A 26502-nucleotide genomic window follows, 5' to 3' on the forward strand; every position below is an offset into this window, starting at 1 on the left:
TCCTCCTAGTCCCTATGATTAAAGTGTTACGCCTAAGCCTTTAGCTTTTTCGATAACATCATCAATGCCACCAACTAAGTGGAATGCTTCTTCAGGGAATTTATCGTATTTACCTTCAAGAATTTCTTTGAAACCTCGAATAGTGTCTTTCACGGGAACAAGAGAACCTTTTTGACCAGTGAATTGTTCTGCTACGTGGAAGTTTTGAGATAAGAAGAATTGGATACGACGAGCGCGGCCAACTAATACTTTATCTTCATCAGATAATTCATCCATACCTAAGATAGCGATGATATCTTGTAATTCGTGGTAGCGTTGTAATGTTGATTGAACGCGACGAGCTACGTCGTAGTGTTCTTGACCAACGATTTCTGGTGCTAATGCACGAGAAGTTGAAGCTAATGGGTCAACCGCAGGGTAGATACCCATTTCAGATAATTTACGCTCTAAGTTCGTAGTTGAATCTAAGTGAGCGAAAGTTGTAGCTGGCGCTGGGTCAGTATAGTCATCGGCTGGTACATATACCGCTTGGATAGATGTAACAGAACCTTTGTTAGTAGATGTGATACGTTCTTGTAGTTTACCCATCTCTGTTGCAAGAGTTGGTTGGTAACCTACTGCAGAAGGCATACGACCTAATAATGCTGATACTTCAGAACCTGCTTGAGTGAAACGGAAGATGTTATCGATGAATAGAAGTACATCTTGACCCATTTCATCACGGAAGTATTCTGCCATTGTTAAACCAGAAAGTGCTACACGCATACGAGCACCTGGTGGCTCATTCATTTGACCGAATACCATTGCAGTTTTTGTAATTACGCCTGCGTCAGTCATTTCGTAGTAAAGGTCATTACCTTCACGAGTACGTTCACCAACACCTGCGAATACAGAGATACCGCCGTGACCTTTGGCGATGTTGTTGATTAATTCTTGGATTAAAACGGTTTTACCTACACCGGCACCACCGAATAGACCGACTTTACCACCTTTGATGTAAGGAGCTAATAAATCGACTACTTTAATACCTGTTTCAAGAATTTCTACAGAAGTAGATAATTCATCGAATTTTGGAGCTTCGCGGTGAATTGGATCACGACGAACTGAAGCTGGTATTGGTTCTTTACCTGCTTCTAAATCGATTGGATCGCCTAGTACGTTAAATACGCGACCTAGTGTTTCTTTACCTACTGGTACTGAGATTGCAGCACCTGTGTCAGTTACAACTGCACCACGACGTAAGCCATCAGTTGATGCCATTGCGATCGTGCGGACAGCGTTATCACCTAAGTGAAGGGCTACTTCAAGAGTTAAAGTAGTTGGTTCTTCGTTAGGTTTGTTAATTTCTACAGTTAGCGCGTTATAAATTTCTGGTAGTGCACCTTCGCCGAATTGTACATCGACTACGGCACCCATAATTTGAAGAACGTGTCCTGTGTTCATTATGCGTTTCCCTCCTATCAAAATCTACAGGGTCATTGCGGGTGCGCCTATTCTAAGGCTGCAGCACCGGCAACGATTTCTGTAATTTCTTGTGTAATCGCCGCTTGACGCGCACGGTTATACAATACTGTTAAATCGCTAATTAATTCTTTAGCGTTATCTGTTGCGTTTTTCATTGCTGTCATACGTGCAGCATGTTCACTAGCTTTAGCATCTAATAATGCACCGTATACTAAGCTTTCCGCATATTGTGGAAGTAATACTTCTAAGATTTCTTCGCCTGATGGCTCGAATTCATAAGATGCATTTGTAGTTGCTGGTGCGATATCAGTGATTGGTAATAATTTGCGTTGTTGGAACACTTGTGAAACAGCGTTTACGAAGTGTGCGTAACACATTACTACTTCATCGACTTTACCATCTGTGAACATACCAACAGCAGTACGAGCAATACGTTTGATATCCGCGAAAGCTGGTTGGTCTGGTAAACCGATTTCAGAATCGGCTACTTCGAAACCTTGCTTCGTGAAGAACTCAGAACCCATACGACCTACTGCAAAGATCACTGCGTCTTTAGAAGTTTGATTGCGTTCTTCCATAGCGTTTGTGACTTGGCGGATAGAGTTCGTATTGAATGCACCTGCTAGACCACGGTCAGAAGTGATTACGATGTAAGCAGTCTTCTTAACTGGGCGTTCAACTAGCATAGGGTGTGAAGCGGCTGTACCGTTAGCGATAGCAGCAACTACATCTTGAATTTTGTTCATATATGGAACGTATTTCTTCGCATTACGTTCAGCACGCGACATCTTAGAAGATGAAACTAAGTGCATTGCTGATGTAATTTTAGAAGTAGACTTCGTCGAATTAATACGTTGTTTGACCTCACGTAAAGTTGCCATTGATATATTTCACCACCTTATTATTTTAAGTTAAATGCCACTAATTATTCAGCTGAACGAGCGAAAGTTTTTTTGAAGGCTTCAATAGTAGCTTTCATATCTTCATCTGCTGGAAGAGCTTTAGTGTCTTTAATTTGACCTAAAATGTTTTTGTGGCTTGCATCATTAGCGTCTAACCATAAGTAGAATTCTTTTTCGAAACGAACGATATCTTGTACTGGGATATCATCTAAGAAGCCTTTAGTTAAAGCGTAAATGATTGCAACTTGTTTTTGAACTGGGATTGGTTTGTTTAAGTCTTGTTTTAAAACTTCAACAGTACGTTTACCACGTTCAAGGCTACGCATTGTAGCTTCGTCTAAATCAGAACCGAATTGTGCGAATGATTCTAATTCACGGAAACGAGCTAAGTCAAGACGTAATGTACCAGCTACTTTTTTCATTGCTTTGATTTGTGCAGAACCACCAACACGAGATACAGAAAGACCTGGGTTGATTGCTGGACGTACACCAGAGTTGAATAAGTTAGCTTGTAAGAAGATTTGTCCATCAGTGATAGAGATTACGTTTGTTGGGATGTATGCACCGATATCACCAGCTTGTGTTTCAACGAATGGTAAAGCAGTGATTGAACCACCACCGTAGTTTTCGTTAAGACGAGCTGCACGTTCTAATAAACGAGAGTGTAAGTAGAATACATCACCAGGGTAAGCTTCACGACCTGGAGGACGACGTAATAATAATGACAGTTCACGGTAAGCTGCTGCTTGCTTAGAAAGATCATCATATACGATTAGTACGTCTTTACCTTGTAGCATTAATTCTTCGGCCATAGATACACCAGCGTAAGGAGCTAAGTATAACATTGGAGATGGAGAAGATGCTGACGCAGTAAGAACGATAGTGTAGTCTAGTGCACCATGTGTACGTAAAGTTTCTACTAAGTTACGAACTGTAGATTCTTTTTGACCAATTGCAACGTAGATACAAATAACATCTTGGTCAGCTTGGTTGATGATTGCATCAACGGCTACAGATGTTTTACCTACTTGACGGTCACCGATGATTAACTCACGTTGACCACGACCGATTGGAACTAAAGCATCGATTGCTTTAATACCTGTTTGTAATGGTTGGTCTACTGACTTACGAGCCATTACACCGAAAGCTGGGCTTTCGATCGGACGAGTTTTAGTTGTGTTGATTGGACCTAGTCCATCAACTGGTAAACCTAATGTGTTTACAACACGACCAATTAGTTCTTCACCAACTGGTACTTCCATAATACGGCCTGTACGTTTAACTTCGTCGCCTTCTTTAATACCGTCACTTGAACCTAGAATAACGATACCTACGTTATTAGCTTCTAAGTTTTGTGCCATACCAAGAACGCCTGTAGAGAACTCTAAAAGTTCGCCTGACATAACGTTATCAAGACCGTGAACACGAGCGATACCGTCACCAACAGTGATGATTGTACCGACTTCGCTAACTTGCATTTCAGATTGGTAATTTTCCATCTGCTGTTTAATTAGTACACTGATTTCTTCAGCTTTGATGCCCACGTTTGTCACCTCTCAAGATTGTTTTCGGATTAACCGATTAATGTACGTTTTAAGCTTTCTAATTTCGTAGCAATTGTGCTATCGTAAATTAAATTACCTACTTGTACTTTGATACCACCTAATAAAGATGGATCAATTTCATTTGTAATATGAAGCGTATTTTTACCAACTTTTTTAGCAAAAGTAGTTGAAATACGGTTAAGTTCATCTTCAGTAAGGGTAGTTGTTGAGTAAACAACTGCTTCAGCAGCACCAGATGCATTGTATGCGATTGTCATGAATTCATTCACGATATCTGATAGCTCTGAAAGACGGCCCTTATCTAAAATTACTTTTAGTGCATTTAGCACGATTTGTTGTGCACCTGCGAAAACAGTGTCAAATAATTGACGTTTCGCAGTTGCTGGAATTTTAGGAGAGTTTAAAAGAACGTTAAGATCTTTATTGTCTGCTAAAACTTTTTTAATTTCTGCCATGTCCGCTGTAACAGCATCAACAGAATTATGAGCTTGCGCTAATTGAAAAAGTGCTTCGGCATAACGTTTAGCTACAGGTGATTGACTCATCGAGCTTCCCCTGCCTTCGCAATCGTTTCGTTGATTAGAGCACGATTATCTTCTTCAGATACTTCTTTCGCAAGAACTTTAGAAGCAGCAAGTACAGAAAGTGATACCACTTCTTCGCGTACTGCAGCAATAGCTTTTTCACGTTCAGCATCGATATCACGTTTAGCTGATTCTTGTAAACGAGCAGCTTCATTTTTAGCTGCAGAAACAATCTCTTCTTTTTGCATTTCAGCTTGTTTCTTCGCGTTTTCAACAATCGCCTGTGCTTCGTTTTGAGCTTTGTTTAAAAGGCTACGTTGTTCTTCTAAAAGTTGTTGAGATTCTTGACGATTCTTTGCAGCTTCGTCTAAATCATTGGCAACTTGTTCTTCACGTTTTTGCATGATACCCATTAAAGGACCCCATGCTACTTTTTTCAGGATCGCCATTAAGATAATGAACATAACTAAAGTGAAGACGATGTCGCCCCAGTTTACGCCATGTTCTGCTGATCCAAGTACTAGATGATCTAGAAACACGATTGTTTCACTCCCTTCAAGAGCTTATAAAATTCATTGTTAAATCTTACTGTTATGAAAAGTAAAACGAAACGTTCTACAAATAGTTAAATCATGTGAACTACTGTACTCCTACACGTAGGCTCCTCATAGTTCGAAAGGATTTGGTGAAACATAAAGGAATGGCGAAGCTATACTTCGCCATTTTAAATCGTAATCGAAATTATTTGTTCATTACGATGAATGCGATTACTACCGCGATGATTGGAAGTGCCTCTACTAAAGCGACACCGATGAACATTGTTGTTTGTAAAAGACCTTTTAATTCTGGTTGGCGTGCGATACCTTCTACTGTACGACCTACGATAAGACCGTTACCAATACCTGCACCAAGTGCACCTAAACCAACTGCGATTGCTGCTGCGATTAAACCTAAACCTGCCATTGTAATGTTTTCCTCCTTGGAAATAATAAAATTTTTTTGGTTGTCAGCTGCCTAGTTTCCTAGGCAATTTTATACTAATGGTCCTGACTCACTTTGTGAGACATATAAACCATTGTTAACATAACGAAAATGTACGATTGGATAGTACCAACGAAAATAGAGAAACCTTGCCATGCTAATGTTGGGATGATTGCAGCAATAATACCGCCGCCATGCCACATGCCTGCAAGACCTGCAAGTAAGCCTAAAAGAACCTCACCTGCGTAGATGTTACCATAAAGTCGAAGACCTAATGTTAATGTGTTAGCGAATTCCTCAATTAATTTAATTGGGAATAACCACCACATCGGTGTAACGAATGTTTTTGCGTAGCCACCGAAACCTTGTAATTTAATACCGTAGTAGTTAGACAATGTAATGATCATAACTGCTAGTGTTAAGGTAATCGCTGGGTCGGCTGTTGGTGATTTCCACCATAAATAACCGTCTACTTGGATAGAGAATGGAAGACCTAACATATTAGCTACGAAGATAAACATGATTAATGTAATCCCTAATACGTGGAATCGACCACCCGTTTTCCAGTCCATGTTACTGCCAATGATACCTCGAACGAAGTCCATTAACCATTCCATGAAGTTTTGCATCCCAGTTGGTTTCATAGATAGCTTACGTGTTGCTAATACTGCGATTAGAAGCACGATAACACATGTGATAGTTACCATCATAAGTGTCGCTGGGTTGAAACCAAGTCCTAGAAATTCAAAATGCGGATTTTTGTGATCCATTTTGTGTGTTCACCTCTCTTTCGAATGCGCCAAGCTTATTGGTTTTTTAAATGAAATACGATCCTGTCCACTAAAAGCAGAACGTACGGAATCATTAATCCAATGACCGTGTATCCGACGCTCACGTACTGCGGGTAAGAGATTGCAATAGCGACCCCTAAAATTGCAGAAGCGAAGCGGATAAGTGTCCCTAAAGAACGTTGTTTCTGTCCTTGTTCCACCTTACGACCAAAGCTTTCCATTTTTCGGATTAGATTCCAAAAATTAAATAGACCGCAAAGCGCACCTAATGCGAGACCAGCGAATACAGTGTTATAAGACGTAAAACCCCAGCCTAACGCGCATACGAGAAGGAATAAAAGAATGAACTTTCGAAGCCTTCTATAAATACGATGCATTTCTACCATTGGCCTTTAATCTCCTGAATCTTTTTTTCGAATGATGGAAGTACTAGCTGACCACCGGTAAATACCGGATAAGTAGCGTTAAACTACAAATGCGGGAGGGAAACTAGCTCCCTATATGTGAGAGATAAAGTATGAATCTACTTATTTAAAGTGTCTAAATAAACGCCTTAGTTTGTGAATACTACATTTTTGTTAAAAATTTGATATTCGCAATCTCGGCGTTTTGTCAAACGAAAGATATAGTAGAGCCATAATAACTTTATCATTTTACCCTTTGTTAGCATACAATAGTGAATATTTCATGTCAATTGCTTAGAGTGAAAAACTTCACAAGCAAATAACTTTTGTCGATTTGTTGACAAAATTGTGTAGTTTTTGTAAAACGTTGTTATCTCAACGTTTTCAAACAACCTAAGCGAGCTTTTTCACGACATCTTAAAGCGAGAATCGTTTATTCATTTCACTAACTATTTTTGTAAAAAAGTAATTAGCGCCTCTACAATGCGTTCAGACGCATGACCATCCCCATATGGGTTCGATGCATGAGCCATTTTTTCGTAAGCTACCTTGTCATTTAATAGTTCAGAAGCTAAGTGATAAATTTTTTGTTCTTCTGTCCCCGCTAGTTTTAATGTACCTGCTTGAATACCTTCTGGGCGTTCCGTCGTATCACGCAAAACGAGCACCGGTTTGCCCAGTGAGGGAGCCTCTTCTTGTACGCCACCTGAATCAGTCATAATCATATATGACTGCGCAGCGAAATTATGAAAATCGAATACATCTAATGGCTCGATTAAATGCACCCTTCCTTCATCCCCTAGCACGTCTTGTGCGATTTCTCGTACAGCTGGGTTTAAATGGATTGGATAAACGACTTCGACATCTTCATGATCATGTAAGAGACGTTTTATCGCACCAAAAATATGACGCATCGGTTCGCCTAAGTTTTCACGACGGTGAGCCGTCAGTAAAATCATACGCTTTCCTTTTAATGCGGCTAACACTGGGTGCGTATACGCGTCGTCAATCGTCGTTTTCAGCGCATCAATCGCTGTGTTACCTGTAACGACAATCGACTCCCCTCTTTTGTTTTCAAGAAGTAAATTTTGTTTTGCTTGTTCTGTCGGCGCAAAGTGAATGTCTGCCATTACGCCCGTAAGCTGTCTATTCATCTCTTCTGGATATGGAGAGAATTTATTGCCTGTGCGAAGCCCTGCTTCAACATGACCTACCGGAATTTTGTTGTAAAAGGCTGCGAGACTTGCAACGAATGTCGTTGATGTATCGCCATGCACGAGAACAATGTCAGGACGCGCTTCTTTCATGACGGCATCTAGCCCTTCTAAACCACGTGTTGTGACGTCGATGAGCGTTTGACGCGCTTTCATGATATTTAAATCATAATCTGGCGTAATCTTGAATGTTTCGAGCACCTGATCAAGCATTTGACGATGCTGAGCAGTAACTGTTACGATCGTCTCGATGTCGTTACGCTTTTGCAGTTCTAGTACGAGTGGCGCCATCTTGATTGCTTCCGGTCTCGTACCAAATACCGTCATGACTTTCAACTTCATTGGTACACCATCCTTACATTATTTTGTGCCGAATAAACGGTCCCCTGCGTCACCTAGACCAGGAACGATGTAACCATGGTCATTTAATTTTTCATCTTTTGCAGCGATGTAAATATCAACGTCTGGATGTGCTTTTTGTAATGCTTCTACACCTTCTGGAGCTGCGATTAAGCACATGAATTTAATACTTGTAGCGCCACGTTTTTTCAGTGAGTTGATCGCTTCGATTGCAGAACCACCTGTTGCTAACATTGGATCGACAACGTAGAAGTCACGTTCTTCGATATCAGCTGGGAATTTTGCATAATATTCCACAGGTTGTAATGTTTCAGGATCACGGTATAAACCGATGTGTGCTACTTTTGCAGCTGGGATTAATTTCAAGATACCATCAACCATACCTAAGCCTGCGCGTAAGATTGGAACAACGGCCATTTTTTTACCTGCTAATACTTTTGTTTTAGCTTTTACGACTGGTGTTTCAGTTTCTACTTCTTCTAATTCCATATCGCGTGTAATTTCGAATGCCATTAATGTAGCTACTTCATCTACTAATTCACGGAATTCTTTCGTACCAGTATTTTTGTCGCGAATGTAAGTTAATTTGTGTTGAATTAATGGATGGTCAAATACGTATACTTTACCCAAGGTTGAACACTCCCTATAAATAATTATCTTATCTATTATAGCAGAAAAAGCGCTTTCTTTTATGTCAATTATGGCGTAAATGTACTTTTATGCTAATCCGACTTATTTTTTAGAAAAAAATGTATTAATTAGGTTTTAATGTTAAACAGTGAAATATACAAGAATACATATATTAATAGAATAAACTAACATTTTCTAGCATATTCAGACAATATTTTTCTCTCCTGTTGTACGCTAGATTCCACGAAAAATCGTTTTTAAACAAAAAGAAAACTATCCTACACCCCTCCCCTCTTCAAAAGGGGGGAGTCATAGATATTGCTATCTATGGACAAACGTCATGTCGTTGTAGGATAGTTCAAAAAATTACATTATGCGTAAATTGGATATTTGTCTGTTAATGTTTTTACGCGTGCTCGTGCATCAGCTTTCACAGCTTCGTCTTCTGGATTTTTTAGAACTGCAGCGATTAATGCGGCAATTTCTTTCATATCTTCTTCAACGAAACCACGAGAAGTGATTGCTGGTGTACCGATACGTACGCCTGAAGTTACGAATGGTTTTTCTGGATCGTATGGGATACCATTTTTGTTTGCAGTAATGTTTACTTCATCAAGAAGTGCTTCTGCAACTTTACCAGTTAAACCTAGAGAACGAACGTCTAGTAATAATAAGTGGTTGTCTGTACCGCCTGATACTAAATCGATGCCTTCTGCTTGAAGTGATTCGCCTAGTACTTTTGCGTTTTTCACAACTTGTGTTGCGTATTCTTTGAATTCAGGTTGTAATGCTTCACCGAAAGCAACTGCTTTACCTGCGATTACGTGCATTAATGGACCACCTTGAATACCAGGGAAGATCGATTTGTCGATTTTTTTGCCCCAAGCTTCAGAAGTTAAAATCATACCGCCACGAGGACCGCGTAACGTTTTATGTGTTGTTGTCGTTACGAAGTCAGCGTATGGTACTGGGTTTGGGTGAAGACCAGCTGCAACTAAACCAGCGATGTGTGCCATATCAACCATGAATAATGCGCCAACTTCATCAGCGATTTCACGGAATTTTGCAAAGTTGATTTCACGAGGGTACGCACTTGCACCAGCAACGATTAATTTCGGTTTGTGTTCTAACGCTTTTGCACGTACATCTTCATAGTCGATTACGTTTGTATCTTTTGTTACGCCGTATTCAACGAAGTTGTATTGAACGCCTGAGAAGTTCACTGGGCTACCGTGTGTTAAGTGACCACCATGTGCTAAATTCATACCTAGTACTGTGTCACCTGGTTCTAAAACAGTGAAGTATACAGCCATGTTCGCTTGTGCGCCAGAGTGTGGTTGCACGTTTACATGCTCTGCACCGAATAATTGTTTTGCACGATCGCGCGCAATATCTTCAACGATATCAACAAATTCACAGCCACCATAGTAACGTTTACCAGGATAACCTTCTGCATATTTGTTTGTTAATACTGAGCCTTGTGCTTCGATGACTGCCGCTGACACAATGTTTTCAGATGCGATTAACTCGATGTTTGCTTGTTGACGCGCAAACTCTTTTTCCATCGCTTCAAATACTGCTGAATCTTGTGCTTGTAAATTTTCTTGTGCTGCAAGTTTTGCCATTACTCTTTTTCCCCCTAAAATCTGATTAATTTATATGAACATCTATGAAGATGTTTCTAATGTATAGACTGCGCGTTCACCGCCGATTAATTTCGGACGGGTTTTTGCGACTGTGACGACAGCTTCACCGATTTGTTTCACCGATGTACGCACGGGCACAGCGACGCGCTTCAAATGCATACCGATCAATGTTTGACCGATATCGATACCAGCGTGCGCTTGGACTTCTTCGACGACAACGGCATCTTCTAAATGACGATACGCATATGTCGACATCGAACCTCCTGCTGTACGAACAGGTACGACAGCTACTTCTTCGTAACCGTATTTTTCTGCCGCAGCACGCTCTAACGTAATGGCACGGTTTAAATGCTCGCAACCTTGGAATGCTAAGTAAATATCGTGTTTAGCCGCAAATGCTTTCAGTGGTTTGAAAATCGCTTCTGCAATTTCAAGACCACCTGCTGTACCGATTTTTTCACCTTTTACTTCCGATGTTGAGCAACCAATTACGAAAAGCTGGCCTTTTTTGAGTGGTGCTTGTGCTACAAATTCATCAAGTAACGTTGTTAAATCTTGTTCGATTTGTTGTAGTGTCATTGTTTACACCTTCTTAGTTTTGAGCTTCGATTTCAGTAATTTTATCGACGCGACGTTCGTGACGGCCGCCTTCAAAATCTGTTGATAACCAAATGTCAACGATGTCTAATGCTAAACCAGGGCCGATGACGCGCTCACCCATTGCGATGACGTTTGAGTCATTGTGGCAACGCGTTGCTTTTGCTGAGAATGTATCGTGTACTAACGCACAACGAACACCTTTTACTTTGTTCGCAGCGATCGACATGCCGATACCTGTACCACAAATTAAAATCCCTCTATCAAATTCTCCGTTAGCAACACCTTCTGCTACTGGTTTTGCGAAGTCAGGATAATCGACAGAACCGTCATCTTTTGGTCCGAAGTCAGTATATTCATAACCCTTTGCTTCTAGTAACCCTTTGATTTCTTTACGTAAATTATTCCCACCGTGATCAGATGCAATTGCAATTTTCACAGTTATCCCTCATTTCTTTAATCTTAGTCAAAAACAGTGTACCACTTATCAGCTGAGAAAAACATCGCCAACAAATGATTTTTTAGCATAAATTTTCTCCAAAAAACGAACAATTAAGTCGTTTAAAGTTTTGTTATATGTATATAGCACAGCTAAATCCGAATTTATAAGATTAAATACTTTTTATAATTCGTATTTTACCAATTAAACGGTTGTTGCACAACCTAAAAAAGATGATTCTGTGTGAAATACAGAATCATCTTGCATGACTACATCAAATTCGTTCGTAAACGAGCACTAACGTTCAAACTTTTTAATGACATCATATAACGCCGTTGCTTGATCATTTACGTCTTCCATCAATTTGTTAATTTCTTCAATCGCATCGACTTGTTTTAACGTCGCAATGCGCATGTCGCTCGTACCAGCGGATGTTTGTTTCGCAATGGCCGCTACTTCTTGTGATTGCGCCGCCGTTTGCTCTAGCATATTGCGTTGTTGGTCGGCAAGCGTGGAAATTTCTGTCACAGCCGATGCCATTTCATGAATCATTGACGTCATGCCATCAACGGCTGCCGTTGTCGTTGCGACACGCTGAACTTCTTTTTCGGTCGTCGTTACTTGCTCGTTCATCGATGCGACGACGTCTTTCACATTCGTTTGCATTGCATGAATTAAATTCGTTACGTTGTTGGCTGCTTCTGAACTACCGTCAGCTAACTTCCGTACTTCTTCGGCTACGACGGCAAAGCCTTTCCCATGTTCACCTGCACGCGCCGCTTCAATCGATGCGTTCAATGCTAATAAATTCGTTTGGTCCGCGATTGCACTCACGAGTTGAATAATATTTTCGATTTCATCGGCGTTTTCTTCAAGTTTTTGAATCGTGCCAAGTGATTGACGATTTTGATCAACCATTTTTTGCACACCTTCAACGAGTAAATTAATGTGCGCTGTTGCCGAAGATAATTCACTCACCATTTTTTGTGACGTAGCGGTCGATGATTCGACATGTGCCGTTACAGATGTCGTAATTTCGCGCACGTCATCTAAAGAATTGGCTGTAAATTGAATCGCATCAGATGAATGTTCTGCCCCATCTGAAATTTGAGAAATCGTTTTAGCAATGCGTTCTGTTTGTGTCGATGCCTCTTTCGCGCCATTTGATAAACGCCCCATACTATCTTTTGTCGCTTCGAAGTTTTCTTCAATATGCGCGACCATGACACGTAAATTGACGAGCATCGTTTGAAATGCTTTACCGAGCGATTCCATTTCATCATTCGTTTTTGGTACATCAATATCTTCACTAATACGACCTTGTGCAGCGTCATTTGCGACTTTTTCAAGTTGTTGCAACGGTTTCACTAAAATGATCCCAAAAATGGCTGCTAAAATCCCCGACCATATAATGCCTAATGTGTACGTAGCAATTTCAAATAATTTTCGATTGCCGTCTGCAAAAAATACAGGCTGCACATATTCGATAAATACAAAACTAATGCTATACGTAATGATTGCTAATAACACGACAAAAATGACGAGCTTTTTACGCAAGCCGAACTTAACACGTTTTTCCATCCCTTTATCCCCTCTTCATTTAGGCAATCTAGTGTAGCTTTTGCACAACAATATCGATGAGTGTCGATAATTCATCAAACGTTTGACGATAAATATCGACCGACCCACCGTACGGATCAGATACATCCCCATGCGTATCTGTCGCATACTCTTTCAAAGAAAATGCTTTATCCGCGAACTGTGGAAATGCTTGAAGCAAACCTCGTTTGTGAGACATCGTCATCGTTAAAATCAGGTCCGCCCATTGTAAATCCTCAATCGTCACTGGTGAAGACTGATGAGGAATGAGCATATTTTGTTCAGTCAATACTTGCGTCGTGCCACTCGACATTTTACCGCCTGGCATCGCATAAATTCCTGCTGACTTAACGTTCACACCGTCGAGCTTCTTTGCACGTAAAATGGCTTCAGCCATCGGACTTCGGCAAGTGTTGCCTGTGCATACAAAATAAATATTCATCTATGTCACCTCTTCATTCGTTCAATTATATTGATTATAAGCGATAAGCATTAGAAAATCACAAAAAAAGAAGAACTAGCCAGTAAGTGGTAAAACTTACTGACTAGCATCTTCTCTCAATCATCTATGTTGAATGGCCTATGCCTCATAGAAGCGGCCACCTGCTGATTTTTCTAAACGGTTCATAATCGCTGAGCCAACGTCCGATTTATCGGTAATCGTTGCTAAGACGATATCTGCGTCAGTCGCGTTGCACGCGCGCAGTGCATCATATAAATGCGCCGCCATTTGTGCATGTGAACCATCACCGAACGTAAAGAACCAATCGCTATCAATATCGCTAAAAGCATCTGGTGCAAGCAAAGCAACCTTTTTGCCTTCTGCGTGTAATGTTGCAACAGCGCGTGTTACAACGTCTACATCACAAGCAATTTGATAAACGGGTGCGTCTGGTGCGTAATGCGTATATTTCATACCAGGTGCTTTCGGTGCACCTGCTTTTTGTTCAATATGGGTCGGCTCAATCACTGGACCGATGACACTTTCGAACATTTCTTTCGTAATGCCACCTGGACGTAAAATCGTCGGTGTGTCTAACGTTAAGTCGATAACCGTTGATTCGACGCCAATTCCTGTAGCACCACCATCTAAAATAAGTGGAATGCGACCTGTTAAATCTTCTTCAACATGGACCCCTTCTGTCGGACTTGGTTTACCACTCGTATTTGCGCTCGGTGCAGCGACTGGTTCGTCCAACTGACGTAATAATCGAAGGGCGACAGGATGATTTGGCATACGAATACCGACCGTATCAAGACCAGCCGTTACTTTATTAGAAAGCGTACCCGGCTTCACTTTACAAATAACTGTTAGTGGTCCTGGCCAAAATGCTTTCATACAAGCTTTTGCTTTATCTGATAAATCCATCACGTAGCGATCCAATTGTTCAAACGCACCAATATGGACGATTAACGGATTATCCGACGGGCGTCCTTTTGCCGCATAAATGCCGGCTACTGCCTCATCATTTGTCGCAACGCCGCCAAGACCATATACAGTCTCTGTCGGGAATGCGACGACTTGTCCTGCTTTTAAAAGTGCTACTGCCTCATCAAAGGCAGGGTCTGCTACTTTGCCATCTACGATTACTCGTTTTGTTTCCATTTTGTCGTTCCTCGCTCTTACTATTTTTTTAGTTCGCAAAAGACGATGCGATCTTGTCCAAACATATCTTTTACGATATCTACTTGTGCATTTTCAACATGCTTACGGAAAAATCCAGCAACAGCTTGGCCTTGTAAATAACCGATTTCGACACCGATTAATCCAGGGCGTTTCATCATCGTCGGTAAGTTTTCTGCAAGCTCGCGATACAATTTCAATCCATTTTCTTCTGCAAATAATGCAGTATGCGGTTCATGTTTAATGACCGTATCATCCATCACATCTATTTCTGATTCAGCAATATATGGCGGATTTGATAGTACAACATCCCACAGTTCACCTTCAAGTGGCGCTGTTAAATCGCCTTCTAAAAATGTAATGTCGGCTTCTAATCGCGTGGCATTTTTTTGTGCAACAGCGAGTGCTGCTGGCGAAATATCCGTCGCGGTGACATCGAGCTTCGGACATTCTTTTTTCATCGAAATAGCAATTGCACCACTACCTGTACCGATATCTGCAACTTTCACATGACCGTTCGTGAACATTTTTTTCATACGTTGTAACGTATAATGTACGAGTTCTTCGGTTTCTGGTCGTGGAATTAATACCGCTTCATCAACATAAAAATCACGACCGTAAAACTCTTCATGATGCGTCATGTATTGTACAGGTACACCGTCTATATGTTGTGCAACGAGTTGTTCAAACGTTGCCATTTCTTCCTTTGTTAGTAGGTCGTGCATGCGCATAACGAGATGCGTATAATCGACGTCTAATACGTGCTGCAATAACAACTGTCCGACGCGCGCCTCTCGATTTGCCTCCTCTAAAATAGAAGAAGCCCAATCAAGGGCCTCAAAAACTCGCTTAGAATCGTTGTTCATTTAATGCATCCAATTTTTTAGCTTGTTCTTCCATAATTAATGCGTCGATAATGTCACCTAATTTACCGTCGATAATTTGGTCTAATTTTTGGATTGTTAAACCGATGCGGTGATCCGTCACACGGTTTTGTGGATAGTTGTACGTACGAATACGTTCTGAACGGTCACCTGTACCTACAGCTGAGCGACGTTCTGCATCGTATTTAGATTGTTCTTCTTGTTGCAATTTATCGTATACACGTGCGCGAAGGATTTTCATCGCTTTTTCACGGTTTTTCAGTTGTGAACGTTCATCTTGCATCGCTACAACTACACCTGTTGGAATGTGCGTCATACGAACAGCTGATGCTGTTTTGTTGACGTGCTGACCACCGGCACCTGATGCGTGGTAAATGTCGACACGAATATCTTTATCTTGCAGGTCAAGTTCTACTTCTGCAGCTTCTGGCATTACAACGACAGTTGCTGTAGACGTGTGAACACGACCTTGAGATTCTGTTTCTGGTACACGTTGTACACGGTGTGCGCCACTTTCGTATTTTAATTTAGAGTAAACGTCGCTACCTGAAATCATAATAACGATTTCTTTGTAACCGCCTAGCTCTGTTGGGTTTGCAGAAACGATTTCTGTTTTCCAACCTTGTGTTTCAGCAAATTTGCTGTACATACGGAATAATGAGTTAGCGAATAACGCTGCTTCATCACCGCCGGCAGCACCACGAATTTCCATGATAATATTTTTACCATCGTTCGGGTCTTTCGGAATTAATAACAGTTTCATTTTGTCTTCTAATCCAGGAATTTGCGCTTCAAGTTCTTTTACCTCTTCTTGCGCCATTTCTTTCATATCAGCGTCGTCTTCCATTTCAATTAAATCTTTCGCGTCTTGAATTTGCTCTTTAATTGATTTATATTCACGATAAACAGCTACTGTTTCTTGAATATCTGATTGTTCTTTAGAGTATTGTGCTAATTTTTTTGAGTCAGATACGATATCTGGGTCACTTAGAAGTTCGTTTAAGCGTTCGTAACGGTCTTCTACTGCTTGTAGGCGATCAAACATTTACTTTCACCTAGTCCTTTCTTTCATCTATATTCTATTTCGTTTTGCATTAAAGTTATTTTGCTTCCCTCAATAGTATAAAGAAAAAGAGTAACACATGCTACTCTTTTCAAAATACATTCTCTGTTCATTTTACTACGAAATGAACTTTTTAGGTCATATATTGTCTTCTATTTTACTTCATTAAGTTGTGTAGCACCGACAGGTACATAATGGTGGTGGCGACAACGCGGTTCGTATGCTTCTGAAGCACCAACTAAAATAACAGGGTCATCTGCTTTTGCAGGTTCGCCGTTAATTAAACGTTGCGTGCGACTTGCAGGTGAGCCACAGACGCTACATACCGCTTGTAATTTTGTCACTTGTTCAGCGATCGCCATTAAAAATGGCATCGGCCCGAATGGCACGCCTTTAAAGTCTTGGTCAAGACCGGCTAAAATTACGCGGAAGCCGTGGTCAGCTAGCTTTTGAACTGTGTCGATAATATCTTCTCCGAAAAATTGTGCTTCATCGATTGCAATTAAATCGTACTCGTCGTCGATGTAGTTCCACATTTCCTCCGTTTTTTCAATCGGGTGTGCAATGACTGTCGTACCGTTGTGACTTACGACCGCTTCTTCGCTATAACGATTGTCTAACTTCGGTTTAAACACCGCAATCTTTTGTTTTGCGAATTGCGCGCGGCGCACTCGGCGGATCAGTTCTTCCGATTTTCCAGAGAACATACTGCCGCAAATTACTTCTACCCAGCCGTTTTGAGACATAACGTACATTATGAACAGGCTCCCTTCTAAAATATCTACTCTATATCATAACAAAAAAGAGCCAACGAACTGCTCTTTTTTTAATAATTATTTGTTATGTACGAACGAAAAATCTGCAGTAATAACGTGACTTATACTACACGAATTTTCGAGCGCAATCAAGAAAAATACCTGCTACGCAACAAGTGCATAGCAGGCATTATTTCCACTTAAATAATGATTATTTAAGGTTGTATTTTTTGTTGAAACGATCAACACGACCATCAGCTGACGCGAATTTTTGGCGACCAGTGTAGAATGGGTGGCATTCGTTACAGAATTCGACAGTGATTGATTCTTTAACAGAACCTACAGTGAATTCGTTACCGCAAGAGCAAGTTACTTTTGCTTGTTTGAAATCTGGGTGGATACCTTGTTTCATAGTTGGTGTTCTCCTCTCGCCCTGAACCATCTGGAACAGAGTTATTATATCGGTTGCCTTACACGGCCCATTTAAACGCCATATATGCAACACAGATTATTTGCATTATGAAAATATAATACCAAACTGACATTTCAAATGCAATGCATTTTTTCGTTTGGATTAGAAAATAGGTCAAACTCACAAGAAATAAAATGCGTCGATAGACGAACATCTTTAAGTCCTCGATGTCTTCTTGACACTAATTTACTATGCAAGTTATTTAATGTCAAATAATTACTATTTTAAATCAATCCTCGACCATTACGTTGTTCTTTTGATTTTTGATCTAATGCATCAAAAAATGCGGCGTTATTTTCCGTTGAACGTAATTTACGTAAAAACTTCTCAGTGAAGTCTGGCGTATCTGAAAATGTTTTACGAATCGCCCATAATTGATTCAATTGTTTTTTCTCAATAAGTAGCTCTTCTTTACGCGTACCTGAACGACGAATATTAATCGCCGGGAAAATACGACGTTCTGCAAGTGCACGGTCTAAATGAAGCTCCATATTCCCTGTTCCTTTGAACTCTTCATAAATAACTTCATCCATACGTGAACCTGTATCGATTAAAGCAGTCGCTAAAATCGTTAAGCTACCGCCTTCTTCGATATTACGCGCTGCACCGAAGAAACGTTTCGGACGGTGGAACGCGGCTGGGTCGATACCGCCTGATAACGTACGACCACTTGGGGGAACCGTCAAATTATACGCACGCGCAAGACGTGTAATGGAATCCATTAAAATAATGACGTCGCGTTTATGTTCCACAAGACGCATCGCACGTTCTAATACCATCTCCGCCACTTTAATATGGTTTTCTGGTAATTCATCAAACGTTGATGACACGACATCTGCTTTCACTGAACGCTCGATATCTGTTACTTCTTCTGGACGCTCATCGATTAATAACACGATCAACTCTGAATCTGGGTGTTGTTCGGTAATTGCATTCGCAATTTCTTTTAATAAAGAAGTTTTCCCGGCTTTTGGTGGTGCAACGATTAAACCACGTTGTCCGAAACCGATTGGTGACACAAGGTCGATAATACGTGTCGATACTTTATTTTTCGTCGTTTCTAATTTCATATGACGATCCGGATAAAGTGGTGTAAGTGCTGGGAAGTGAACACGATCTTTTGCTACTTCTGGATCTTCACCGTTTACTTCAGACACTTGCAGTAAACCGTAATGTCTTTCGTTCTCTTTTGGCGGACGTACTTTCCCCGCTACTTTATCACCGTTACGTAAACTGAAGCGGCGAATTTGAGATGCTGAAATGTAAATGTCTTCAGAACTTGGTGAGTAATTGATTGGACGTAAAAAACCGTAGCCTTCTTGCTGCAAAATTTCTAATACACCGTCCATATAAAAATACCCTTCACGTTCTGCGCGCATTTTTAAAATCGCGACGATCAGTTCTTTTTTTGTTAACTTACTATAATATGAAACTTTATATTCACGGGCTAACTCATAAAGCTCTTTTAACTTCATATTTTCGAGTTGCGCCATCGTTAAATTTGTCATAGGTAATACACCACTCTTATTTCTAATTTTTCTACTACACTGTTTGACACACTACTCATTTACTGGAAGAAATTAGTCAAATATTTACTTAATCATTATACAGTTTAAGCATCAAAAAAGGAACTATTCGTCGAATAAACAATGTTGAAAAGCGACAAATGGACCGCGCGATTGCACGGTCCACTTGTCATGGCATCTACTTCATTGAGTAATGCTATATATAGATGAAAAATTATTTCATTTAAAAATTAGTGTAAGTAAAGATCTGGTTTTTTGTCTAGACGGTGACGACCTTCTACGAAACGTACAGTACCAGATTTGGCACGCATAACAACTGATTCAGTTGTGCAGTGACCGCCTTTGAATTGTACACCTTTAAGAAGTTCGCCATCTGTTACACCTGTTGCTGCAAAGATTGCGTCATCACCTTTTACAAGGTCGTCTAATTGTAAAACAGTGTTTACGGCAATACCCATTTTTTCGCAACGTGCGATTTCTTCGTCGTTAGATGGTACTAAACGACCTTGGAAGTCGCCACCTAAGCATTTAAGAGCTACTGCTGCGATTACGCCTTCTGGAGCGCCCCCAGTACCGAACATAATATCGACACCTGTTTCGTCGAATGCTGTGTTAATTGCTGCCGCTACGTCGCCATCATTGATGAATTTAATGCGAGCACCTGCTGCACGAATTTCGTCTACGATAGCTTGGTGACGTTCACGTTTTAATAATGTTGCCACAACATCTTCTACATTTTTATTTTTCGCTTTGGCTACTGCTTGTAAATTTTCTGTTACTGAAGCATCGATGTCTACTTTACCAGCTGCTTCTGGACCAACTGCGATTTTTTCCATGTACATATCAGGTGCATGAAGTAAGTTACCACGGTCTGCAATGGCTAATACTGTTAAAGCATTACCACTACCTGCTGCGACGATATTAGTACCTTCTAACGGATCTACTGCGATATCTACTTGAGGGCCGTTTTTGTCAGAGCCTAATTTTTCACCGATGTAAAGCATTGGTGCTTCGTCCATTTCGCCTTCACCGATTACAACTGTTGCGTCCATTGGAATAGAATCGAAAACTTGACGCATTGCTGTTGTTGCTGCGTCATCTGCTTCCATTTTAAGTCCACGGCCCATCCAGCGTGCTGATGCGATCGCTGCTGCTTCTGTTACACGTACTACTTCCATTGATAAACTACGTTTCATGTTCTACTGTTCCTCCCGTTTGCCACTTTCGAAAAGCGGATGTGGTTTAAAACCAAATCTATTGTAGCACAGTTCGTATACAATTCACGTAATTTTTGTAGATGTTGTAAAATGAAAAAATTTTTCATTATTCATCCACTTCGATTTTTTCAATATGCGCGCCAATATTGACTAATTTCTCAACAATATGACTATATCCGCGCTCAATATGATGAATATCGTGAATAATTGTTTCTCCTTTTGCGACTAATCCGGCGATAATTAACGCGGCACCTGCACGTAAATCTGTTGCAGTAACTGTTGCACCTGTCAGTGGTGTCGGTCCGGTAATAATCGACGTACGTCCTTCTACTTTACCGTTTGCACCCATGCGATTAAGTTCAGCAATATGTTTAAAGCGCGCTGAATAAATCGTATCGGTAATGACTGCAGTTCCTTCTGCTTGCGTCAGTAATGCAGCAAATGGTTGTTGTAAATCTGTCGGGAAACCTGGATAGACGAGTGTTTTCACATCGACCGCTTTAATCGGACGCTCGGTTTTCGGAATAATAATACGCTCTTCTTCTTCAATAACTTTAATATCCATTTCACGCATTTTCGCCGTTAACGAGTCCACGTGCATCGGAATAACGTTATCAATTGTAACGCCATCACCGATTGCTGCTGCAAGCAACATATACGTCCCCGCTTCGATACGGTCTGGAATAATCGTATGCGTCGTGCCATGTAATGTTTCAACGCCATTAATGCGAATGACATTTGTCCCCGCGCCTTTAATATTTGCACCCATGCTTGTTAACAATGTCGCAACGTCAATAATTTCTGGCTCTTTCGCCGCGTTTTCAATCGTCGTTTGTCCTTCTGCAAGGACGGCTGCTAGCATAATATTAATCGTTGCACCGACGCTTGATACGTCTAAATAAATTTTGGCACCGACGAGTTTTTCTGCGCGTAAATAAATTGCACCATGCTCATTCGTCACTTTCGCACCGAGCGCTTCAAAACCTTTAATATGCTGATCAATCGGGCGCGGTCCTAAATAACAACCACCCGGTAAACCGATGACCGCTTGTTTAAAGCGGCCAAGCATCGCGCCCATTAAATAATACGAAGCGCGCAGTTTTTTAACGTTGCCATTCGGAAGTGGCATATCCGTCATATGCGTCGGGTCGATATGCATATCACCGTTTTCAAACGTGACGGAGCCACCGATTTCTTCAAGTAATGCTTTCAATGTCCACACGTCTAAAATTTCTGGTAGTCCTTCGATTGTTACTGGTGAATCTGCTAAAATAGCTGCCGGAATTAATGCGACTGCACTATTTTTCGCACCACTCACTTTAATTGTTCCTTTGAGGCGATGGCCCCCATTTACTTTAAATACGTCCATAAAAAGCTCCTTATATACAAATTCGCCCTGAAACCACGCTTAAAAAAGTGTAGCTTCAGGACGAATGTTGTTTAGTGATGAAACGGATTATTTATCTTTGTTAGCCCAGTCAGCCATGAAGCCTTCGATACCTTTATCAGTAAGTGGGTGTTTGAATAATTGTTTTAACACTTTGTATGGTGTTGTCGCAATGTGTGCACCTGCAAGCGCTGCTTGTGTCACGTGTTGAGGGTGACGGATAGATGCTGCGATAATTTGTGATGGAATTTCGTGAATCGCGAAGATTTCAGCGATTTCGCGGATTAATTCTACACCGTCAATACCGATGTCATCAAGACGGCCGATGAATGGTGATACGTAAGTTGCACCAGCGCGCGCTGCCATTAATGCTTGGTTTGCAGAGAAAATTAATGTTACGTTTGTTTTAATGCCTTTTGCTGTTAATGCTGCACATGCAGTAAGACCAGCTTCAGTCATTGGTAATTTAACAGTGATGTTTGGGTGGATTTCTGAAAGTTCAAGACCTTCTTTAATCATACCTTCTGCATCTAGTGAAATCACTTCACCTGATACTGAACCGTCTACTAATTCAGCGATCTCTTTTAAACGATCGTGGAAAGAAATGTTTTTTTCTTTCGCAACTAGAGATGGATTTGTTGTTACGCCTGATAAAATACCCCAAGCATACGCTTCTTTAATTTCGTCAAAGTTTGCTGTGTCGATGAAAAATTTCATGTGTGTGTTTCCCCCTATGTGTATGAAAAAATGGGAAGCTCACAAAAGCTCCCCTTTATATAGTGAATTACGCTTTGCCGTTGCTGCCGAAGTCGCGGATTTTACCGATAACTGTCGCTTTAATTGCTTCGCGACCAGGACCCATGTATTTACGTGGATCATATACTTTTTTATCGTTTTCTAAAATTTCACGAATTGCTGCAGTTTGAGCGATTTGGTTTTCAGTATTAACATTGATTTTAGCAGTACCTAAAGAAATCGCTTTTTGGATATCTTTTAATGGAATACCAGAACCACCGTGTAATACTAATGGTAGGTCAGCTAACTCAGAGATTTCTTTCATTTCTTTGAAACCTAAGTTTGGTTCGCCGTGGTATGGACCATGTACTGAACCTAATGCTGGTGCTAGGCAATCGATAGCTGTCGCTTCTACCATTTTACGGCATTCTTCTGGATCAGCGTACATAATACCGCCGATAACGCCATCCTCTTCGCCGCCAACTGTACCTAATTCTGCTTCTACAGACACGCCATTTGCATGTGCGTATTTTACAACTTCAGAAGTGATACGAATATTTTCGTCGAATGAGTGATGAGATGCGTCGATCATTACTGAAGTAAAACCAGCATCAACTGCTTCTTTACATTTTTCAAAGCTTGAACCATGGTCAAGGTGAATCGCAACTGGAACTGTGATGTTGTAGCTTTCGATTAAACCTTTTACCATATAAACTACCGCCACGAAGCCGCCCATATATTTACCGGCACCTTCAGACACACCTAAAATAACCGGTGATTTTTCTTCCTCAGCAGCTAATAAAATCGCTTGTGTATATTCAAGGTTGTTGATGTTGAATTGACCTACAGCGTATTTACCTTCTTTTGCTTTTTCTAGCATTTCTTTCATAGAAACTAAAGCCATAATATAAATCCTCCTTCATGAATTCAAGCATAATAAATTGATTACTCTTAAACAGTACAATCATATCAAAAAGTTATATATTTTACTACTTTAAGTCGTGTGCTTTCATTAAATTATTAATCGTTTCGCGGACTTCGATAATGTTGAACGGTTTCGTAAAGAAATGCTTCACCCCAAGACTTTTTGCTTGCTCGATAAGTTCCATTTCTCCGTACGCTGTCATCATCATAGTGACCATATGTTCTGCCTTCGTTTGCGCGCGTTGTAAGATGTCGACGCCGTTCATGCCTGGCAGTTTCATATCCGTTAGTAGCGCATCAAAATGTTCCGATTCTAATAGCGAGATGGCTTCAACGCCGCTTCCTGCTGTTTGAATGTCGTAACCTTCTTTTTTAAGCACTTCTTGTAACAATACGCGAATGCCAGGTTGATCATCAACAATTAAAATTTTTTTCATTGTAACTCTCCCCTTACGTTATCTCATTAATACTAACATATATACACTTTACAATTTGTCGAAAACATCATTATAATTGGCTTCATGAGGTGAAAAGAATGTTAAAAATGTTAACGACTCAACTAACAGGCTTACTACAACGTATTACTTCTGATCAAGAAGAAACGATTGAAGAAGCTGCGCGCTTACTTGCACAAGCAGGAATCACAGACGGTAAAGTTTATTTTGCGTGCTTCGGTGAAATGAAAGCACTTGAATATAATGCACAATTCGCCGAGGAACCATTCGCAAAAATGACGCCTTGGACGAAAGATACAAATGTTACAGACTTAGACCGCGTATTAATCGTGACGCGTCATGCAGATGATGCCGAAGCATTAGCACTTGCACAACAACTGTACGATGCATTTATTCCATTCGCTGTCATTACGAGCGAAAAACAAGCAGACGCTGGCAAAATGGCGGACCTTGCATACGTGTACGTATCATTAAAAATTAAACAAGGTTTAATCCCAAATGATATTGGCGAACGTATCGTCGTACCGCACGTTATCGCTGCGTTATTTGTCTATGAAGCAATCAAAGTACAATACGATGAAATGCTTTTCGATGACGAAGTGTAATATGTATGAACCGCGTAGCCATAAGCACGCGGTTTTTATTTGTATTCCCTAGAATAAAATGACATAACATAAAAAAAGACCGCGCAATACGCACGGTCTTTTTTTCGTTCAATTATTTTACTGAAGCGCCAATGAAGTCGCGGAATAATGGTTGTGGACGTTGTGGACGAGAAACGAATTCTGGGTGGAATTGTGCTGCCACGAAGAAATCTTTTTCTGGTAACTCGATAATTTCTGCAAGACGACCGTCTGGAGAAAGACCTGAGAATACAAGACCTGCTGCTTCCATTGCTTCGCGGAATTCGTTGTTGAATTCGTAACGGTGACGGTGACGTTCATATACTAAATCTTCGCCGTAAATTTCACGTGCACGAGAACCTTCTTTTAATTTACATGGGTATAAACCAAGACGTAATGTACCACCAATATTTTCTACGTCTTCTTGGTCTGGTAATAAATCGATGATTGGATATTTTGTATCTGCAAGCTCTGTTGAGTGTGCGCCTTCTAAACCAAGTACGTTACGTGCAAATTCAACAGCAGCCATTTGCATACCTAGGCAAATACCTAAGAATGGTTTGTTGTTTTCACGTGCGTATTTGATTGCTTCGATTTTACCTTCAACACCACGGTCGCCGAAACCACCTGGTACAAGGATACCGTCAGCATCTTTTAATAATTCAGCAACGTTTTCAGCTGTTACGTGTTCTGCATTAATCCAGTCGATATCGATATCTGTATCGTGTGCGTAACCAGCATGTTTTAATGCTTCTGCTACTGAAATGTAAGCATCTTGTAATTCAACATATTTACCAACAAGCGCAATTTTTGTTGTTTTAGAAAGGTTTTTCACGCGTTCAACAAGCACTTTCCATTCTGTCATATCAGCTTCTGGTGCTTTGATGCCGAAGTGGTCCAGAACGATTGAATCTAACTTTTGTGCTTGAAGTGCTAATGGAATATCGTATAGGCTTTCTGCGTCTACACATTCTACAACTTCGTGAGATTCTACGTCACAGAACAGTGCGATTTTGTCTTTCATACCTTGTGGTACTGGACGATCAGAGCGTAATACTAATACGTTTGGTTGAATACCTAAAGAACGTAATTCTTTCACTGAGTGTTGTGTTGGTTTTGTTTTTAATTCGCCTGAAGCTGCGATGTAAGGTACTAATGTACAGTGTAAGTAAAGTACGTTGTTTGAACCTAAATCACGTTTTAATTGACGAATCGCTTCTAAGAATGGAAGTGATTCGATATCACCAACAGTACCACCGATTTCAGTGATGACAACATCAGCGTTTGTTTCGCGACCTGCGCGTTGGATACGGTCTTTAATTTCATTTGTGATATGTGGAATAACTTGTACAGTACCGCCGTTGTAGTCACCGCGACGTTCTTTACGTAATACTGAAGAGTATACGCGACCAGAAGTTACTGTAGAGTGTTTACCAAGGTTGATATCGATGAAACGTTCGTAGTGACCTAAGTCTAAGTCAGTTTCTGCGCCATCATCTGTTACGAATACTTCACCATGTTGGTATGGGCTCATTGTACCTGGGTCAATGTTGATGTACGGGTCAAATTTTTGTGTAGTGACTTCTAAGCCACGGTTTTTAAGTAAGCGTCCTAATGATGCTGCTGTAATCCCTTTACCAAGTGAAGATACAACGCCGCCTGTTACGAAAATATATTTAGTCAAAATAGTTCCTCCTAGTAGTTCATTTTTCCATAAAATC

At 40.7% G+C, this 26502-nt stretch carries 28 protein-coding genes; 1 reads left to right on the top strand and 27 read right to left on the bottom strand.

All coding sequences use genetic code 11. The annotated features are described in order from the left end of the window. Window positions 1-18: 18 nt before the first annotated feature. From atpD to KMHG_RS03690, 26 genes are all read right to left on the bottom strand, one after another. The gene (gene atpD, locus KMHG_RS03565; RefSeq protein WP_010287042.1) at window positions 19-1443 is read right to left on the bottom strand and encodes a F0F1 ATP synthase subunit beta; all 1425 of its coding nucleotides are present in this window, start codon (window positions 1441-1443) and stop codon (window positions 19-21) included. 47 nt (window positions 1444-1490) lie between these two features. Beyond that, on the bottom strand, window positions 1491-2345 hold the full coding sequence (atpG, locus tag KMHG_RS03570) for an ATP synthase F1 subunit gamma (protein ID WP_010287045.1): 855 nt from the start codon (window positions 2343-2345) through the stop codon (window positions 1491-1493). 44 nt (window positions 2346-2389) lie between these two features. Beyond that, window positions 2390-3910 carry a F0F1 ATP synthase subunit alpha gene (gene atpA / locus KMHG_RS03575; RefSeq protein WP_010287047.1) on the bottom strand — a complete coding sequence of 507 codons (1521 nt, stop codon included), beginning with the start codon at window positions 3908-3910 and terminating at the stop codon, window positions 2390-2392. Window positions 3911-3939: 29 nt separating this feature from the next. Then, window positions 3940-4476 carry a F0F1 ATP synthase subunit delta gene (locus KMHG_RS03580; protein WP_010287048.1) on the bottom strand — a complete coding sequence of 179 codons (537 nt, stop codon included), beginning with the start codon at window positions 4474-4476 and terminating at the stop codon, window positions 3940-3942. Next, complete coding sequence (gene atpF / locus KMHG_RS03585) at window positions 4473-4994, bottom strand: F0F1 ATP synthase subunit B (RefSeq protein ID WP_010287049.1); 522 nt, start codon at window positions 4992-4994, stop codon at window positions 4473-4475. Before atpF ends, KMHG_RS03580 begins: the two co-directional genes overlap by 4 nt. A gap of 202 nt (window positions 4995-5196) precedes the next feature. Then, window positions 5197-5418, bottom strand: a complete 222-nt coding sequence (gene atpE / locus KMHG_RS03590; protein ID WP_010287050.1) for a F0F1 ATP synthase subunit C — start codon at window positions 5416-5418, stop codon at window positions 5197-5199. A 74-nt stretch (window positions 5419-5492) separates the two neighbouring features. Next, window positions 5493-6206, bottom strand: coding sequence for a F0F1 ATP synthase subunit A (gene atpB / locus KMHG_RS03595; RefSeq protein WP_010287051.1), 714 nt, complete (start codon window positions 6204-6206; stop codon window positions 5493-5495). Window positions 6207-6241: 35 nt separating this feature from the next. Beyond that, the gene (locus tag KMHG_RS03600; RefSeq protein WP_010287054.1) at window positions 6242-6613 is read right to left on the bottom strand and encodes an ATP synthase subunit I; all 372 of its coding nucleotides are present in this window, start codon (window positions 6611-6613) and stop codon (window positions 6242-6244) included. A 467-nt stretch (window positions 6614-7080) separates the two neighbouring features. Beyond that, a complete protein-coding gene (gene wecB, locus KMHG_RS03605) occupies window positions 7081-8187 on the bottom strand; it encodes a non-hydrolyzing UDP-N-acetylglucosamine 2-epimerase (protein WP_010287056.1) in 1107 nt (368 codons plus the stop codon). Between the two features lie 18 nt (window positions 8188-8205). Further along, window positions 8206-8835, bottom strand: coding sequence for a uracil phosphoribosyltransferase (gene upp, locus KMHG_RS03610; RefSeq protein WP_010287059.1), 630 nt, complete (start codon window positions 8833-8835; stop codon window positions 8206-8208). 371 nt (window positions 8836-9206) lie between these two features. Then, the gene (gene glyA / locus KMHG_RS03615) at window positions 9207-10460 is read right to left on the bottom strand and encodes a serine hydroxymethyltransferase (protein ID WP_010287062.1); all 1254 of its coding nucleotides are present in this window, start codon (window positions 10458-10460) and stop codon (window positions 9207-9209) included. Window positions 10461-10502: 42 nt separating this feature from the next. Further along, window positions 10503-11060, bottom strand: a complete 558-nt coding sequence (locus KMHG_RS18975) for a TIGR01440 family protein (protein ID WP_010287065.1) — start codon at window positions 11058-11060, stop codon at window positions 10503-10505. Window positions 11061-11073: 13 nt separating this feature from the next. Next, complete coding sequence (rpiB, locus tag KMHG_RS03625) at window positions 11074-11517, bottom strand: ribose 5-phosphate isomerase B (protein WP_010287068.1); 444 nt, start codon at window positions 11515-11517, stop codon at window positions 11074-11076. A gap of 297 nt (window positions 11518-11814) precedes the next feature. Next, on the bottom strand, window positions 11815-13098 hold the full coding sequence (locus tag KMHG_RS03630) for a methyl-accepting chemotaxis protein (RefSeq protein ID WP_010287069.1): 1284 nt from the start codon (window positions 13096-13098) through the stop codon (window positions 11815-11817). A gap of 28 nt (window positions 13099-13126) precedes the next feature. Further along, window positions 13127-13558: a low molecular weight protein arginine phosphatase gene (locus KMHG_RS03635; RefSeq protein WP_010287070.1), complete on the bottom strand. Its 432-nt coding sequence runs from the start codon at window positions 13556-13558 to the stop codon at window positions 13127-13129. A 138-nt stretch (window positions 13559-13696) separates the two neighbouring features. After that, a complete protein-coding gene (locus KMHG_RS03640) occupies window positions 13697-14722 on the bottom strand; it encodes an L-threonylcarbamoyladenylate synthase (RefSeq protein ID WP_010287072.1) in 1026 nt (341 codons plus the stop codon). A gap of 20 nt (window positions 14723-14742) precedes the next feature. Further along, window positions 14743-15606 carry a peptide chain release factor N(5)-glutamine methyltransferase gene (gene prmC / locus KMHG_RS03645; RefSeq protein WP_010287086.1) on the bottom strand — a complete coding sequence of 288 codons (864 nt, stop codon included), beginning with the start codon at window positions 15604-15606 and terminating at the stop codon, window positions 14743-14745. Then, entirely contained in the window at window positions 15590-16669 is a 1080-nt protein-coding gene (prfA, locus tag KMHG_RS03650) for a peptide chain release factor 1 (RefSeq protein WP_010287088.1), read from the bottom strand. The genes prmC and prfA overlap by 17 nt, the downstream gene beginning before the upstream one ends. 170 nt (window positions 16670-16839) lie before the next feature. Next, window positions 16840-17442, bottom strand: coding sequence for a thymidine kinase (locus KMHG_RS03655; RefSeq protein WP_010287089.1), 603 nt, complete (start codon window positions 17440-17442; stop codon window positions 16840-16842). A gap of 211 nt (window positions 17443-17653) precedes the next feature. Continuing rightward, a complete protein-coding gene (gene rpmE / locus KMHG_RS03660) occupies window positions 17654-17854 on the bottom strand; it encodes a 50S ribosomal protein L31 (protein WP_010287090.1) in 201 nt (66 codons plus the stop codon). A gap of 284 nt (window positions 17855-18138) precedes the next feature. Continuing rightward, window positions 18139-19422 (bottom strand): transcription termination factor Rho, encoded by a 1284-nt coding sequence (gene rho / locus KMHG_RS03665; RefSeq protein WP_010287091.1) that lies wholly within the window; start codon window positions 19420-19422, stop codon window positions 18139-18141. 248 nt (window positions 19423-19670) lie between these two features. After that, the gene (gene glpX / locus KMHG_RS03670) at window positions 19671-20636 is read right to left on the bottom strand and encodes a class II fructose-bisphosphatase (protein ID WP_010287092.1); all 966 of its coding nucleotides are present in this window, start codon (window positions 20634-20636) and stop codon (window positions 19671-19673) included. A 127-nt stretch (window positions 20637-20763) separates the two neighbouring features. Then, window positions 20764-22026 carry a UDP-N-acetylglucosamine 1-carboxyvinyltransferase gene (gene murA, locus KMHG_RS03675; RefSeq protein WP_010287093.1) on the bottom strand — a complete coding sequence of 421 codons (1263 nt, stop codon included), beginning with the start codon at window positions 22024-22026 and terminating at the stop codon, window positions 20764-20766. An 87-nt stretch (window positions 22027-22113) separates the two neighbouring features. Continuing rightward, a complete protein-coding gene (gene fsa / locus KMHG_RS03680) occupies window positions 22114-22761 on the bottom strand; it encodes a fructose-6-phosphate aldolase (protein WP_010287096.1) in 648 nt (215 codons plus the stop codon). A gap of 67 nt (window positions 22762-22828) precedes the next feature. Beyond that, window positions 22829-23683 (bottom strand): class II fructose-1,6-bisphosphate aldolase, encoded by an 855-nt coding sequence (gene fba / locus KMHG_RS03685; RefSeq protein ID WP_010287097.1) that lies wholly within the window; start codon window positions 23681-23683, stop codon window positions 22829-22831. An 85-nt stretch (window positions 23684-23768) separates the two neighbouring features. Then, window positions 23769-24140, bottom strand: a complete 372-nt coding sequence (locus tag KMHG_RS03690) for a response regulator (protein WP_010287100.1) — start codon at window positions 24138-24140, stop codon at window positions 23769-23771. 98 nt (window positions 24141-24238) lie between these two features. Here KMHG_RS03690 and KMHG_RS03695 point away from each other — a divergent pair, with 98 nt between their 5' ends. Then, a complete protein-coding gene (locus tag KMHG_RS03695) occupies window positions 24239-24763 on the top strand; it encodes a DUF2529 family protein (protein WP_010287101.1) in 525 nt (174 codons plus the stop codon). A 112-nt stretch (window positions 24764-24875) separates the two neighbouring features. Here KMHG_RS03695 and pyrG read toward each other — a convergent pair whose 3' ends face one another. Further along, window positions 24876-26465 (bottom strand): CTP synthase, encoded by a 1590-nt coding sequence (gene pyrG / locus KMHG_RS03700; protein WP_010287102.1) that lies wholly within the window; start codon window positions 26463-26465, stop codon window positions 24876-24878. Window positions 26466-26502 lie beyond the last annotated feature (37 nt).

It is taken from the genome of Kurthia massiliensis (genome assembly GCF_000285555.1).
Classification (GTDB): Bacteria; Bacillota; Bacilli; order Bacillales_A; family Planococcaceae; genus Kurthia; species Kurthia massiliensis.